The organism is Chryseobacterium sp. MYb264 (assembly GCF_035974275.1).
In the GTDB taxonomy this organism is placed as follows: domain Bacteria; phylum Bacteroidota; class Bacteroidia; order Flavobacteriales; family Weeksellaceae; genus Chryseobacterium.
This window is the reverse complement of record NZ_CP142422.1, coordinates 1,393,766-1,407,586: the sequence shown is the minus strand read 5'-3', so window position 1 is coordinate 1,407,586 and position 13,821 is coordinate 1,393,766. Positions and strand designations below refer to the sequence as shown.

Below are 13,821 nucleotides of genomic sequence, written 5' to 3'. Positions count from 1 at the left end.
AGAATACAAAAAAGGTTCAACCGGACAAAATGAAAGGTGAACCTGTATTATATAAACGTTAAAATTTTTGAGGTAAGCGGCTGATGCTTAATACGCATGATTAGCGGTCTTCCAGCCAGGTGAAAAAACTATGCGATTTTTCTTTATTAATCAGAAGTTGCTCGGGAGTTTCAACCGTAAGTTTTACTAAAATCTTACGCTGAAAATAATGTTCCATTTCTTTAATAGCGCTAAAATTGACGATATATTGACGGTTTACTCTGAAAAACTGTTTTTGGGAAACCTGTTCCGCTATTTGTCCCAACGTTTGAGTCAGTTGAAATTGTTGTTTGTCAAAAGTCATTAAATGGGTGATCTCATTATGAATGAAAAAATACGCAATGTTTTCTGTTGCAATCGTTGTATATTTTTGATTTTTAAAGACTAAAAAACTACTTTTTGCAGCTGTTTGAGGTTGTGCAATTTTTTGTAAAAGTGCTTCAAGATCGGGAAGTTCAGTTTTCTGAAAAAATTTCTTTAATTCTTCTACTTTTCTGAAAGCTTCGGCAATGTCTTCACGTGAAAATGGTTTCAGCACATAATCGACACCTTTGCTTTTAAAAGCATCCAGCATATATTGATCGAAAGCTGTGCAAAAAACAACCGGACAAGTAATTTCCGTTTGCTTAAAAATTTCAAAAGAAAGTCCGTCAGAAAGATGGATATCCATGAATATCAAATCGGGTTTGATTCCTTTTGATAAAGCTTCTACGCTGGTTTCAATACTGTCGAAAACATCAATGATTTTGGCTTCTGGTTTTAAGTCTAAAATTAAATTTTGCAGAGATTTGGCTGCACGGAATTCGTCTTCAATAATGATGATATTCATGAATAAATGGTAGTTTTATTTGAAAGATTTTTTCGTCTGAATTAATTTCTATTTCCTGTTCTACAAGGTGTTTGTAGCGCATTTTTACGTTATCAAGTCCAATTCCTAAAGAGTCTTCCACAGTCATTTTTTTCTGGATTGGATTTTCAATGATTAATTTATTTTCAAAATTATAAATCTTGATATGTAAAGGTTTGCTTTGTGAAACAATATTATGTTTAATACAGTTCTCAACTAATAATTGTAAGGTAAAAGGTGGAATTAATGTTTTTGAAACTTCATTACTTAATTCATTCGTTAATGTAATTCCTTCTCCGAAACGTGCTTTTTGTAGAAAAATATACGAATCAATAATTTTCATTTCTTCCTGAACAGTAATTAAGTCTAATTTTCTGCTTTCTAATGTAAATCGATAAAAATCAGATAGTTTCATAATGAAATCAACAGATTCTGCATCATGAGTTTCCACCATTGATTTTAATGTATTTAAACTGTTAAATAAAAAATGCGGATTTACCTGCTGTTTCAACAATTCATACTGAGCACCAAGGTTATCACTCTTTACTTTTTCCAGTTCGAGCTGAACCTGCTGACCTGCATAATTATTTTGAAGTAAAGTCAAAAACATATAGCAAACGAGATTGATTAAAATTCCGCGAACTTCGATCATTAACATCGTGGGTCCAAAATTAATGTGTGATAGAATAAGTTGTTGAATCCACGCTAGACCAAACATGACAACCATTCCGAACGCGAGGATAACCATTAATCGCGAATAGGAAATATTCTGTCGTCTTTTTCCTGAATTTTGATTCAGCATATAGATGTTGAGGTACCACATGATGACCGAAAAAGCGGCTGTAATTGCTGAATTTACCACGGCTTCCTGCCAATTGAAGGCATGAGAGGCCAACTGAGGAACAGAAGATAAAATCCCTAAGAATAGAGAACTTATCCAAATGACGGCTGACGAGATTTTTATTTTTTGCTGTTGCATGCGAACTGCGAATTTTAAAGGTGTTAAGGTAGTATTTTTCAATGAAAATTTTGTGAATAGTCAATAGTGAATTCACTTTGCTTATGAATTTTAATAAAGCTTATTAAATTGACAATTGACTTGCGAAGCAAAATTCACAATTCACTAAAAGATAATCCGGAGCCGATTTCTCAACTCCAGATTCATCACATTTCACTTTTACTATTATTATGGTCTGGTTACGGGTTGGTAACTCATGATGTATTTTATCCTTTCTTCTTTATTTTTAGGATTTTTTTCTGTTTTAGAATTGTTTTTAAACTGATAAGAAGTATTTCCGTTTCTATCGGTTTGGAGTGCTTCTACACTTACTAATTCTCCTGTGATCGTTCCTCCGGTGTATTGTGGATTTTCATGATATTTCCAGGTGACTAATTTCAATACAGAACCTTTTATTGGTTGATGATTTTCATTTGATAAAGATTGCAGTGCTTCCTGATTTCCATACAATGCGGATGAGGTTTCTTTTATTGTATTTAAAGAGGTTGAAATGAATTTCAAATTTCCGGGATCGAAAACTACGCGATGTAAATCTTTATCCGGTTCGTCGATTTTGCATGCTGTAAATAAAGCGCAAACGGACATGGTGATGAATACTATTTTTTTCATTATTTCTGAAGGTTTTTAATTAATCTTTCTGTTTTTACTTTCATGGGAACATCAAAAAGGTATCCCGTTTTTTCGGCTAATTGTCGGTGACAGGCTATGCAGGATTCTTTCGCAAACGATGCTGTTTTTCCGCTGGGATGAAGATCTTTTCCTGAAAACTTGGCAAATCCCCAACCTTCAGTATCTGTATATTTTTTAGAATCTTTAACCATAAATTGTGCATTCACAAATTCTCCGGCTCTTACTTCTCCATCGGCAAGTTTTTCCTGTTTCCAAACTGACTTTACGACGATACTTCCATCTGGCCAAGGTTTTAGATTTTCTGTTTCAAGGGCTTTTACTGCAATGTCATTTCCGTAAATTACTCTCACTGAATTATCAAAAAGAGTACTCATACTGATCACTTTCCAGTTTTTATAATCATCGCTGTATTTTACTCCGTTTGGCGAAACAGGAAATTTTGAAGGTGTGGTATTTTTTAGTGATTCGATATTTTGATGAATGTTTTTCTTTTCCTTTTTAGCTGAATTAACGTCTGCTAAAGAAAGCGTATATTTTTTAATGACATCAATATCTTTTTGTGAAATTTTTGCAGAAGGATGAAGAAGCGTGTAGTTGTGTAGGGGCATTTTTCCACTTTGCATCATGTTGAGAATGGCGTACATATTACCAAGATGTTCACCTTTAGAAAAATTATATTCTGAAAAATTGAGGACTTCTCTCGCTCTTTTCACATCTTTGTTCACCGCCCATGAAATTGGAGCAATCTTGTCGTACCAACTTAAATTTTGTTGATTAGAATGACAATTAAAACAAGAATTTTCCAAAATGGAAATGACTTCTCGCGGCGCTTCAATGTGTTTTGTCACTGTTTTTCCTTCCAAAGGCTGATTGAAAAATTGCAATCCTCCAAACATTCCCAAAACTGCCAGAAAAGCAATGGCAATGGGATTTTTTTTCTTTTTAACGGTATCCATAATAATTTGTTTTTTTAATTTTTATGGATCAAAAGTAGTTTTAGAAAGAACGTTTTAAAATGAAAAGAAAGGTAAACCGGACAAATAGAAACGTGAAATTAGAATTTATAGCGGTGAATATTTTTGATGGAAGTTGGGGAAGAAGGAAGCTGGAAGTTTTATGCGTACGTTTTAACTTCAAGCCTCCAGCTCCTTTTCTTCAAACCTATAGAATCATTCCGCCATCGATCAGGATTTCAGTCCCTGTCATAAAGCTCGCCACAGAATTGTCTGATAAGTAAACAACAGCTTTGGCGACATCCTCTGCAGTTCCCATTTTTTGTAAAGGAATTCCGCTGATTAACCATTCATCAAGACCTTCCATAGTTTTTTCGTCCAATCCGGCTTTTGTCATGATTTCTGTTTTTGTAGGTCCCGGACTTACCATATTGACTCTTATTTTTCTTGGAGCCAATTCAGCGGCAGCCGTTTTTGCAATAGAATTTAAGGCTGCTTTACTTGCCTGATAAATCGAACTGTTCGGTTTGGATGTCGTTGCAACGTTGGATGAAAGGAACACTACTGAAGCACCATCGTTCAATAGAGGAATAAATTTACTCAAAGTAAAATAAGATCCTCTGAAATTGATATCCATCACATTGTCGAAATTTTCCGAACTCATATTTTCGATAGAGCCTAAAGTTCCGGTAATTCCCGCATTAATAAACAGAATATCTACTTTCCCAAATTGTTTTTCAACATCAGTTTTTAACGTTTCAATATCTTCCAGTTTTCCCTGATCTGCCACAAAAGGAATGGCTCCCAATTCTTCCCCAGCTTTTTCAATAGCTTCTATTCGTCTTCCTGTGATGATTACTTTTGCTCCATTTGCAATTAATTCTTTTGCGGTTGCATATCCGATTCCGCTGTTTCCGCCTGTTACGATGGCTAATTTGTTATTAAATTTATTCATTGTTTTAAAATTTTTGACAAAGTTATTTCAAATTGATATACTTTTGTAACCAGTATCACAGAGTATATCAGTATCATCAATTATATCATTTAACTTTGCAATCATGGAAAGAGATCAAAACGAGGAACTTAGAGCGTTACAGGACACGCTTTATTTCATTGGCGGAAAGTGGAGAATTCCTGTCATTAACTCCCTTTGCAACGGCAACAGACGTTTCCGAGAAATTGAAAGAAGTATTCCGGGGATTACCACTAGAATGCTCTCTAAAGAATTGAAAGATATGGAACTGAATAAGCTGGTGAAACGAAATGTTTATCCAGAAACTCCGGTTTTAATTGAATATGAGCCTACCGAATACTGCAGAACATTTGGAAATATTATCAGTGAAATGATCAGTTGGGGTAGGGAACATCGAAAAGTGATTGTAGAGGATGGTTTTAAACACTAATAGCACAAATATTTTTCACGAATATCACAATTTATTAGACATGCGAGAATTCCCCTTCCATGAAGGGGTGGATTTTTGCAAAGCAAAAAGACGGGGTAGTTTAACAATAAAATAAACCACCCCGTCAAAAATTCTTTGAATTTTCGCCACCCCTCCGGTGGAGGGGAATTTGTGACTGTTTAAAAAATAGGAGTATTTTGTTTGTGGTATTCGTGAAAAGTATTTGTGCAAGTAGTGTTTAAGAAAAACAAAAAAGCCCCTTAAAAAAGGAGCTTTCAATTTATATCAAGATCGAAAATTAAATTCCGTCGATGATTTCGTTTAAAACTGTACTTGGTCTCATAGCTGCATACGTTTTGTAAGTATCCGTTTTGAAGTAACCGTCAATTTGTTGAGGTTTTCCTTGAGCACCAATTAATTCAGCATTGATAACTTCTTCGTTTTCCTGCATTGCTTCCGCAACAGGAGCGAATTGTTTAGCCAAATCAGCATCAGTAGTTTGGTTTGCTAACGCTTCAGCCCAATACATTGCCAAATAGAAGTGAGAACCTCTGTTATCGATTTGTCCAACTTTTCTAGCAGGAGACTTGTCTGTAGCCAAGAATTTAGCATTAGCTTCATCCAGTGCATCAGCTAAAACCTGAGATTTTGTGTTCCCTTGAGTTTGTGCTAAATGTTCTAAAGAAGCCTGAAGAGCTAAGAATTCACCTAGAGAATCCCATCTCAAATAACCTTCTTCGATGAACTGCTCAACGTGTTTTGGAGCAGAACCTCCAGCACCAGTTTCGAATAAACCACCACCATTCATCAATGGAACGATAGAAAGCATTTTAGCAGAAGTTCCAAGTTCAAGGATTGGGAAAAGGTCAGTAAGATAATCTCTCAATACATTTCCTGAAACAGAAATTGTATCTTTTCCTTCTCTAGCTCTCTGCAACGTTTCAGTCATGGCATCTTTTACATCAAGAATCTTAATGTCAAGACCGTTTGTATCGTGATCAGCTAAATATTTTTCAACTTTTTTGATCATTTCTCTGTCGTGTGCTCTTCCTTTGTCTAACCAGAAAATCGCAGGTGTATCAGATAATCTCGCTCTGTTTACCGCTAGTTTTACCCAGTCCTGAATTGGAGCGTCTTTAGTCTGACACATTCTGAAAATATCTCCAGCTTCAACTTTCTGAGAAAGAAGAACATTTCCGTTTTCGTCCTGAACTTCAACTGTTCCTTCCGCAGAAGCCTGGAAAGTTTTATCGTGAGAACCGTATTCTTCAGCTTTTTGAGCCATCAAACCAACGTTTGGAACAGAACCCATTGTTGTAGGATCTAATTTTCCATGCGCTTTCATATCATCGATAACTGATTGATAGAAACCTGCATAAGAACGGTCTGGAATAATACAAACGGTATCTTCTTCGTTTCCGTCTTTGTTCCACATTTTTCCTCCGCCTCTTACTAAAGCAGCCATAGAAGCATCAACGATGATGTCTGAAGGAACGTGGAAATTCGTAATTCCTTTATCAGAATTTACCATTGCCACTCTCGGTCCGTTTGCCAAAGCAGTTTCAATATCAGCTTTAATTTCAGCTTCCTGAGCGTTTCCTTTGATTTTATCGAAAAGATCAGCAAGGCCGTTGTTTGGATTAATATCTAAGGACCTGAACGTTCCAGCATACTTTGTGAAAACCTCTTTGAAGAAAGTTTCTACGATAGCCCCGAAAATGATTGGATCAGAGATTTTCATCATCGTAGCTTTAAGGTGAGCAGAAAGAAGTACATTTCTGTTTTTAGCCTCATCAATTGCCTGCTGAACGAAAGCTTTCAATGAATTTAAATTCATTACAGAAGAATCAATTACTTCTCCAGCCTGAAGAGCTGCGAAATCTTTTAATTGAGTTTCAGAACCGTCATTTCCTTTGAAAACGATTTTATATTTTGTAGCATTCTCAAGAGTGGTAGAAGTTTCTGTACCGTAGAAATCTCCGCTGTTCATGTGAGCAACGTCAGTTTTACTGTCAGAAGCCCAATTACCCATTCTGTGAGGGTTTGCTTTTGCGTAATTTTTAACCGCTTTTGGAGCACGTCTGTCAGAATTTCCTTCTCTTAACACAGGGTTTACTGCACTTCCTAAAACTTTAGCATATTTAGCTTTAATAGCTTTTTCTTCGTCATTTTTAGGTTCTGCAGGATAATTTGGAACTGCAAATCCTTTAGCTTGTAATTCAGCGATAGCAGCATCTAATTGCGGCGCCGAAGCCGAAATATTTGGTAATTTAATAATGTTTGCATCAGGTTGAGTAGCCAATTGACCTAATTCTGCCAATGCATCACCGATTTTTTGGTCATCTTTCAAAAATTCAGGGAAGTTTGCTAAAATTCTTCCTGCCAAAGAAATATCCGGAACTGCAATCTCGATATTTGCTGATTGTGTAAAAGCTTTTACAATCGGTAAAAACGAGTGTGTTGCCAACATTGGAGCCTCATCCGTAAGTGTGTAATAGATTTTTGATTTGTCTGACATTATAGTGTAATTTATTATTTGATTTTTTAAGACTCACAAATTTAGTGATTATGATTCTTTTTTCAACTTATTTTGCATAAAAAAAGAGGCTGTTGCCTCTTTAAATTTATATTTGGGTAATGGTATAAGATCCCGTTCCGTTAAAATTGATATTGAATTCTATTTTAAAGTTTTTTGGTGAAGTTGTTAAGTTAGGAATTATAATCTGGCTTCCTCCTACATCAAAATTTCCATCGTTTAAATTATCGCCTAAATATTCAGGATTTAAAAAAGTTGTAGTTGTAGAAGGTAAATAAATTTTGAATCCTGAGAAGTTTGAGGATGTGACACCATTTATCGTAAAAGAAAATTTATTTGTAGAAGAATTATAGGTTACTGGAGAAGCGGAAAGAGAAGAGTTATAAAGTTCTATTTCCGGACTAATATTTTCTGTAAATATTAAATAGGTATTATTTACAGTGTATAATGTAGTGAAAACTCGATAGAAGCCATTTGATGAAATGTTTACAAAACTCCCACCAGGAGCTAGGTTACCTTGAGAATCAACACCGTAAACTTGTGAACCGTTACCTGGAGATGCAATAAATTTCAGCTGTGTATTTGAAGAAAAGTATTTGTATCCTATCCTTTTATTTACACCGTCAACATTTCTTAATAATTCAGCATCAGCAGGATTAAAACCATTATATGAGCCATATAAATACAAATTGGCAGGAATAGAAGAATTAGATCCTGAAGTTGTTGGCAAGCTCAAAGCTCCGCTATCATTCACATTCAAAGTATAAGCTGTTCCATTCGGAGAAGTAAATGTAATTCCCTGCCCGGCACCTGTCACAACCGTTTTACTTACCTGAGCATAAGGAACACTCATCAATTGATTCACCCCAACGTTAGTGTAATTAGAACCACCTTGAGGATCAAGTTCCACTTTTATAAATTTAGGATTTGTTCCCCAGTTAATTCCTCCGAAATTTCCTGTTGTGGGTGTTCCCTGACCAATATTTAGATTCACCAAACCTTTAGAATTGGTAGTTTTTGCATGAGTTTCCGTATAAAGAACGTTTCCAGTTGCTGTATTGTCTAAGATGCTTATTTTTAAAGATACATTTCCGTTTGAAATAGGCGCTCCGGAAGCATTGAAAGCAATCGTCTGATAGCTGAAAGCCTGCGGAACCTGCGCGCTTAATAATGTTGCAAGAAATAATCCTATGGTAGCGTAAATTTTTTTCATGTTTAAAGAGTTTTTTTAAGGTTTTTTGATAATTTTAATAGGTTTGATTTCCGGGTTTTTAAATGATAACATATAAATTCCCGATTGTAAAGTGCGAAGATCAAGCTTGCCAGATTCAAGTTTTGCTTTAAAAACAAGTCTTCCGGCAGTATCGTACACTTCCGCTTCTTCAATTTTTGTTTTAGAATCAAGCTTTACATATACAAAATCTGTGGTAGGATTCGGGTAGATTTTAACATTGTCTTTTTGAAGTTCAGTAACACCTAAAACCTGTAAAACAGTTTGATAAAGCATTCCCATTGTTCCAGAATTTGCCTGTTCAGGATCGGTTGGGATTACATAGATTTCTCCAACAGAATGTGTGAAATTTTCTCCGGAAACTGCTCCTGAATTGATATTTCCAATCGCAGATTGGGCAAAACCAAAAACGGGCACTCCGAATAATAAAAGAGTAATTTTTTTTCGCATTGTTATGATTTTTAAGGATTGCCAATATAGATAAATTTTCAGTTAAAAAATTGATTCTTAGATTAAAGAATTTTTATTTTCACTTTAAGATTAATTTAACCATAATTTGACGGAAAAAATTTTCTTTTTTGATTAAATTTGAAAAACTTAAAAAATAAATTATGTCAACGATCACTTTAAAAGGAAACGAAGTAAATACAATAGGAACTTTACCATCAGTGGGAACAACAATTAGAGATTTTGCTTTGGTAGATTCAGGATTAAACGTAAAAACATTGGAAACTTTCGAAGGAAAGAAAAAAGTATTCAACATTTTCCCAAGTATCGATACGCCAACTTGCGCATCTTCTGCAAGAAAATTTAACGAAGAAGCTTCTGCATTAGAAAACACTGTGGTAATAAATGTTTCTAAAGATTTGCCTTTCGCATTGGGAAGATTCTGTGCGGCTGAGGGATTATCAAATGTGGAAACGCTTTCAGATTTCAGAAGCAGCTTTGGTGATGATAACGAGGTAACGATTACAGATTCTCCTTTGAAAGGTTTGTTGAGCCGTGCGGTTATCGTAACAGATGCGGATAACAAAGTGGTTTACACGGAGCAGGTTTCTGAAATTGCAGACGAACCGAACTACGAAGCAGCTTTGAATGCTTTAAAATAATTTAGAAATAATAATTTTCTATAAAAAGCCTTGTGAAGATGTTCGCATGGCTTTTTTAATTGAATTTTTTTAAACATTAATAACACAAATGTTTCCACAAATAATCACCAAAATAGGTGAAAGTAAGTGAAATCAGAGAATGAGAGTTTGTATGAAAATTATCTTTTCAATACAAAGAAAAAATCTGAAACCATTCGTGAAATTCGTGTAAGTATTAGTGCCATTCGTGTTTAAAACAAAAACTGACTCAACTCACTAAAAAATAAAAACAATACTCCTAACTTTACACTTCAAAATTTTATCTTCGATAAAACCATTGTGTCTTAAAACATTCGCATAGAAAACTTAGTGTCTTTACAAAAAAACAATAAAAATGAAACGTTCCGGAACCGCAGATTTACCCCTTCACTATGGCAAAGTACCACCTTGGCTCTATGAGCGTATGTCAATTCTCGGGCTTTCTATTGTTGAGGTGATCCTGATGGATTACGGGAAAGACGAAGTTCTTCGCCGATTGGCAAATCCGTTTTGGTTCCAGAGCTTTGGAGCGGTAATGGGAATGGATTGGCATTCTTCAGGAATAACAACGTCTGTCATGGGTGCCTTGAAACGTTCCATCAATCCCAATTCTCAGGCTTTAGGCTTGTATATTTGTGGTGGAAAAGGAAAGTTTTCCCGAGAAACTCCTTCTGAATTACTTCAGATCGCCGACAAAACCGGTTTAAACGGAACAGAATTGGTGAAAGCCAGCAAGCTTTCTGCGAAGGTTGATAATACGGCAATTCAGGATGGATATCAATTATACCTGCATAATTTTATTGTATCGGATAATGGAAACTGGAGCGTTGTCCAACAGGGAATGCACGAATCTGATGGCACAGCAAGACGCTACCATTGGCATTCCGAAAATATAAAATCCTTTATTGAAGAGCCTCATACGGGAATTAATGGAATTTCGAGAGGTCAGATTTTAAACCTTACCGATTCCGAAGCTTCTGAAAACAGGAAAGGAATTTTAGATATTTCTCACACCGATTCTGCAGAAATTATGAGTGATTTTGCAAGATTAATTCTTCCCAATCATCACGATGTGCAGGCTTCTGATGTAGATTTGAAACGATTGGGAGCCCTTTTATATGTCACTCGCGAACAGCAACCGCAGAATTTCGAAGATTTATTGATGCTGGAAGGTGTCGGTCCTCGAACAATGCAGTCTTTAGCTTTGGTGAGCGAGGTGATTCACGGTGCACCTTCAAGATTTAAAGATCCTGCCAGATTTTCCTTTGCTCATGGCGGAAAGGACGGTCATCCTTTTCCGGTTCCGACCAAAATTTATGATGAAAGTATTCAGATTCTCAAAACGGGAATCGAAAAATCAAAGCTTGGAAATTCGGATAAATTAAGAACAATAAATAAACTTCATCAAATTATAGAAGCCACCGAAAAAGATTTTACGCCTGATTTTGATATTCAGCAGGTGATTGAAGAGGAAAGGCAAAATTCCTGGCGTTTCGGCGGTAAAACCGTTTTTGGAGATGCTCAGAAACCCTCTCCTCCAAAAGCAATTCAGCTTTCTCTGTTTTAAATTTTCTACGCCGTAACCATTGAGTCTTTCATCCTGAGTAATCTATACAAAGATTTGCGTTTAATAATTTGTGCAGATTAAAAGAGGATCAGGTACAAAAGTTGGGGACTAGGCAAAAAGTTTAGATCATGTAAGGTGAAGTTTTTTTCTCTCGCAGATTTTGCAAATGATGCAGATTCTTTTCCTTACACTTTATATATTGAGCATGAAGTCACCCCAGGTTTTTTGACAACTCCCGTTTTAAGTTTCACCAGGCCGTTCTACACATAAAAGACCGGGAAGGTTAAGCAAAGAAAATCAACGATAACATCTGTAATCTGCACCATCTTTGGGACATAAAATATTCGTGCATTCGTGGCAAAAATTTAACCACAAAATTTTTTTAACACTTTAGCTAGTAAAGCTTAAAATTAAACTGCATAGAAGCACACTTAAGTTTTTTGAAAATCTTTGATTTTTTACTGATGGGTTCTCAATCTGCGAAATCTGCGGGAAATAAAAAATTGTGTATCCGCAGCTATAATATGCAGCCCTCAATTTTCTCTTTGATAAAATCCTTGCGCCTTGAAAACATAAAGTGTTGAAAAATATACCTTTGCGGCTTTGCGAAAAACCAATAAAAAAGCATTTTCTACGGCAAATAAAAAATAGTCGTGCATTTGTGGCAAAAAATACATCTAAACAATTTCTCCCCAAGTTTTGATACTGATCCTTAAAAGAGAGCTTCTGGTAATGCTATGTAAAGGATTACACAAAAAATGATTTCAATAAATACGGTTTTTGTTTAATAATTTCTTCATCAATTACAATAAAAATTTTAATTTTAAAATTCTAAAAACATTGACTTGATGAGTAATACATCTTTAGAAGTCTGCTATGATTTCCCGTTTTTCCTTAGAGAAGAGCTTGATGAAATATTTCAGGCTCATGAAAAAAAAGTTTTCAGGAAGGGAGATTTTATCCTTGAAGAGGGAAAAACGGCTAATGAATACTATATTTTGGAGAAAGGTTTGGTACGCTCCTATGTCCATGATTTTAACGGAAATGAAGTCACTACCCATTTTTTTGTGGAAAATGAGATTGTTATTGAAGTTTCCTCTATTTTTCAAAGAATTCCGACTCAGGAAAATATAGTCTGTATAACCGATTGCGAATGCTGGAAACTGGATTTCGAAACGTTTCAGGAATTATTTCATAAGATTCCTAATCTCCGGGAATGGGGCAGAGCTTGGATGTCGCAGCAACTTTTTATCTATAAACAGCGTTCTGTGGAGATGTTTACCCTTTCCGCTACAAAACGCTATCTGAATTTGCTTGAACAACAGCCTCATGTCATTCAATTCGCTCCGTTAAAGCAGATCGCTTCCTATTTAGGCGTTACAGATACTTCGCTGAGCAGAATCAGAAAAGAACTGGTTTCACATCCAAGGAAATAGGAAATCTTGTCTTATGGCAAGCTGGTTTTCAATAGGGTTCGGTAATTTTGATTAAAAGTTCAACACTAAAAATAACAAAATGAAAATCAATCAAATCTATGTCAATCTTCCGGTAAAAGATATTCAGAAAACGAAAGAATTCTGGACAAATATTGGATTTTCGATCAACGAACAGATCACGGATGAAAAAGCCGTCTGCGTTATGATGAGTGATAATATTCAGGTCATGTTTCTGGAGGAAGAGTTTTTTCAGACCTTCTCTGAAAGACCGGTTCCCAAAGGGGATACCACACAGGTTTTGGTGGCTATTGGCTTAGACAGCCGTGAAGAAGTTGACTAGATCGTGAATGCAGCTCTTGACAACGGAGCCTACCAGCATGAAGAAGCACAGGATCATGGCTGGATGTATCAGAATTCTTTCTGGGACATCAACGGGCACGGTTGGAATGTCATTTTTGCAGATTCTTCCCAAATTCCGGCTACATAATGCAGAAATTGTGAAATAAGAGTGAAATTTTTAATCAAAGAAAAACAATTTTTAAATCAAAGATCATGGCTAAATTAAATCCGTACCTAAATTTTGATGGCAAAGCAGAAGAAGCTTTTAATTTCTATAAATCCGTTTTTGGCGGTGAGTTTTTAGGTGAAATTCACAAAATGGGAAATGCTCCCGGAACTGAAAACTTATCTGACGAAGAGAAAAACAGGGTGATGCACATTGCGCTTCCGATTGGTGGAGATTTGTTGATGGCATCAGACATTGTTCCAAGTTTCGGACAAAATCTGAATGTTGGAAATAACAATTACGTTTCTATTTTCCCAGAGTCTAAAGAAGAAGCCGACAGACTTTTCAAAGGACTTTCTGAAGGTGGAAATGTTGAAATGCCGATTGAAGACCAGTTTTGGGGCGATTATTTTGGAAGTTTTCAGGATAAATATGGTGTTCATTGGATGGTGAACTATAATGAAGAATACGCAAAATAATCTTATCTTTAAACTAAATTATACAAAGGGTAACTGATTTTTAGTTGCCC

General features: G+C 35.6%; 15 protein-coding genes. 7 read left to right on the top strand and 8 right to left on the bottom strand.

What is annotated here, in order from left to right; translation table 11 throughout:
- Positions 1-100: 100 nt before the first annotated feature.
- From VUJ46_RS05970 to VUJ46_RS05950, 5 genes are all read right to left on the bottom strand, one after another.
- A complete protein-coding gene (locus VUJ46_RS05970) occupies positions 101-868 on the bottom strand; it encodes a LytR/AlgR family response regulator transcription factor (protein ID WP_326984090.1) in 768 nt (255 codons plus the stop codon).
- Complete coding sequence (locus VUJ46_RS05965) at positions 849-1,865, bottom strand: sensor histidine kinase (RefSeq protein ID WP_326984089.1); 1,017 nt, start codon at positions 1,863-1,865, stop codon at positions 849-851. The genes VUJ46_RS05970 and VUJ46_RS05965 overlap by 20 nt, the downstream gene beginning before the upstream one ends.
- Positions 1,866-2,072: 207 nt before the next feature.
- Positions 2,073-2,513 carry a hypothetical protein gene (locus VUJ46_RS05960; protein WP_326984088.1) on the bottom strand — a complete coding sequence of 147 codons (441 nt, stop codon included), beginning with the start codon at positions 2,511-2,513 and terminating at the stop codon, positions 2,073-2,075.
- Positions 2,513-3,490 carry a heme-binding domain-containing protein gene (locus tag VUJ46_RS05955; protein ID WP_326984087.1) on the bottom strand — a complete coding sequence of 326 codons (978 nt, stop codon included), beginning with the start codon at positions 3,488-3,490 and terminating at the stop codon, positions 2,513-2,515. Before VUJ46_RS05955 ends, VUJ46_RS05960 begins: the two co-directional genes overlap by 1 nt.
- A 205-nt stretch (positions 3,491-3,695) precedes the next feature.
- Positions 3,696-4,442 (bottom strand): SDR family oxidoreductase, encoded by a 747-nt coding sequence (locus tag VUJ46_RS05950; protein ID WP_326984086.1) that lies wholly within the window; start codon positions 4,440-4,442, stop codon positions 3,696-3,698.
- A 103-nt stretch (positions 4,443-4,545) separates the two neighbouring features.
- Between VUJ46_RS05950 and VUJ46_RS05945 the strand changes: the two genes are divergently transcribed.
- Complete coding sequence (locus VUJ46_RS05945; RefSeq protein ID WP_326984085.1) at positions 4,546-4,890, top strand: winged helix-turn-helix transcriptional regulator; 345 nt, start codon at positions 4,546-4,548, stop codon at positions 4,888-4,890.
- A gap of 298 nt (positions 4,891-5,188) precedes the next feature.
- Here VUJ46_RS05945 and VUJ46_RS05940 read toward each other — a convergent pair whose 3' ends face one another.
- The 3 genes from VUJ46_RS05940 to VUJ46_RS05930 form a co-directional block, all read right to left on the bottom strand.
- Positions 5,189-7,408, bottom strand: coding sequence for an NADP-dependent isocitrate dehydrogenase (locus tag VUJ46_RS05940; RefSeq protein WP_326984084.1), 2,220 nt, complete (start codon positions 7,406-7,408; stop codon positions 5,189-5,191).
- A gap of 106 nt (positions 7,409-7,514) precedes the next feature.
- Complete coding sequence (locus VUJ46_RS05935) at positions 7,515-8,639, bottom strand: hypothetical protein (RefSeq protein ID WP_326984083.1); 1,125 nt, start codon at positions 8,637-8,639, stop codon at positions 7,515-7,517.
- Between the two features lie 15 nt (positions 8,640-8,654).
- Complete coding sequence (locus tag VUJ46_RS05930; RefSeq protein WP_326984082.1) at positions 8,655-9,107, bottom strand: T9SS type A sorting domain-containing protein; 453 nt, start codon at positions 9,105-9,107, stop codon at positions 8,655-8,657.
- Between the two features lie 161 nt (positions 9,108-9,268).
- Between VUJ46_RS05930 and tpx the strand changes: the two genes are divergently transcribed.
- From tpx to VUJ46_RS05900, 6 genes are all read left to right on the top strand, one after another.
- Positions 9,269-9,766 (top strand): thiol peroxidase, encoded by a 498-nt coding sequence (gene tpx / locus VUJ46_RS05925; RefSeq protein WP_326984081.1) that lies wholly within the window; start codon positions 9,269-9,271, stop codon positions 9,764-9,766.
- Between the two features lie 373 nt (positions 9,767-10,139).
- Complete coding sequence (locus tag VUJ46_RS05920) at positions 10,140-11,351, top strand: DUF763 domain-containing protein (RefSeq protein ID WP_326984080.1); 1,212 nt, start codon at positions 10,140-10,142, stop codon at positions 11,349-11,351.
- A gap of 848 nt (positions 11,352-12,199) precedes the next feature.
- A complete protein-coding gene (locus tag VUJ46_RS05915) occupies positions 12,200-12,787 on the top strand; it encodes a Crp/Fnr family transcriptional regulator (protein WP_326984079.1) in 588 nt (195 codons plus the stop codon).
- A gap of 79 nt (positions 12,788-12,866) precedes the next feature.
- Positions 12,867-13,127: a VOC family protein gene (locus VUJ46_RS05910; protein ID WP_326984078.1), complete on the top strand. Its 261-nt coding sequence runs from the start codon at positions 12,867-12,869 to the stop codon at positions 13,125-13,127.
- Positions 13,128-13,130: 3 nt separating this feature from the next.
- The gene (locus VUJ46_RS05905) at positions 13,131-13,274 is read left to right on the top strand and encodes a hypothetical protein (protein ID WP_326984077.1); all 144 of its coding nucleotides are present in this window, start codon (positions 13,131-13,133) and stop codon (positions 13,272-13,274) included.
- Positions 13,275-13,339: 65 nt separating this feature from the next.
- Positions 13,340-13,771: a VOC family protein gene (locus tag VUJ46_RS05900; protein WP_326984076.1), complete on the top strand. Its 432-nt coding sequence runs from the start codon at positions 13,340-13,342 to the stop codon at positions 13,769-13,771.
- The last annotated feature ends 50 nt before the right edge of the window (positions 13,772-13,821 follow it).

Coding starts and splice junctions, on each gene's coding strand:
- VUJ46_RS05935 (WP_326984083.1), bottom strand. CDS start 8,639: ATGAAAAAAATTTACGCTACCATAGGATTATTTCTTGCAACATTATTA.
- VUJ46_RS05940 (WP_326984084.1), bottom strand. CDS start 7,408: ATGTCAGACAAATCAAAAATCTATTACACACTTACGGATGAGGCTCCA.
- VUJ46_RS05965 (WP_326984089.1), bottom strand. CDS start 1,865: ATGCAACAGCAAAAAATAAAAATCTCGTCAGCCGTCATTTGGATAAGT.
- VUJ46_RS05945 (WP_326984085.1), top strand. CDS start 4,546: ATGGAAAGAGATCAAAACGAGGAACTTAGAGCGTTACAGGACACGCTT.
- VUJ46_RS05955 (WP_326984087.1), bottom strand. CDS start 3,490: ATGGATACCGTTAAAAAGAAAAAAAATCCCATTGCCATTGCTTTTCTG.
- VUJ46_RS05960 (WP_326984088.1), bottom strand. CDS start 2,513: ATGAAAAAAATAGTATTCATCACCATGTCCGTTTGCGCTTTATTTACA.
- VUJ46_RS05910 (WP_326984078.1), top strand. CDS start 12,867: ATGAAAATCAATCAAATCTATGTCAATCTTCCGGTAAAAGATATTCAG.
- VUJ46_RS05920 (WP_326984080.1), top strand. CDS start 10,140: ATGAAACGTTCCGGAACCGCAGATTTACCCCTTCACTATGGCAAAGTA.
- VUJ46_RS05915 (WP_326984079.1), top strand. CDS start 12,200: ATGAGTAATACATCTTTAGAAGTCTGCTATGATTTCCCGTTTTTCCTT.
- VUJ46_RS05900 (WP_326984076.1), top strand. CDS start 13,340: ATGGCTAAATTAAATCCGTACCTAAATTTTGATGGCAAAGCAGAAGAA.
- VUJ46_RS05970 (WP_326984090.1), bottom strand. CDS start 868: ATGAATATCATCATTATTGAAGACGAATTCCGTGCAGCCAAATCTCTG.
- VUJ46_RS05930 (WP_326984082.1), bottom strand. CDS start 9,107: ATGCGAAAAAAAATTACTCTTTTATTATTCGGAGTGCCCGTTTTTGGT.
- tpx (WP_326984081.1), top strand. CDS start 9,269: ATGTCAACGATCACTTTAAAAGGAAACGAAGTAAATACAATAGGAACT.
- VUJ46_RS05950 (WP_326984086.1), bottom strand. CDS start 4,442: ATGAATAAATTTAATAACAAATTAGCCATCGTAACAGGCGGAAACAGC.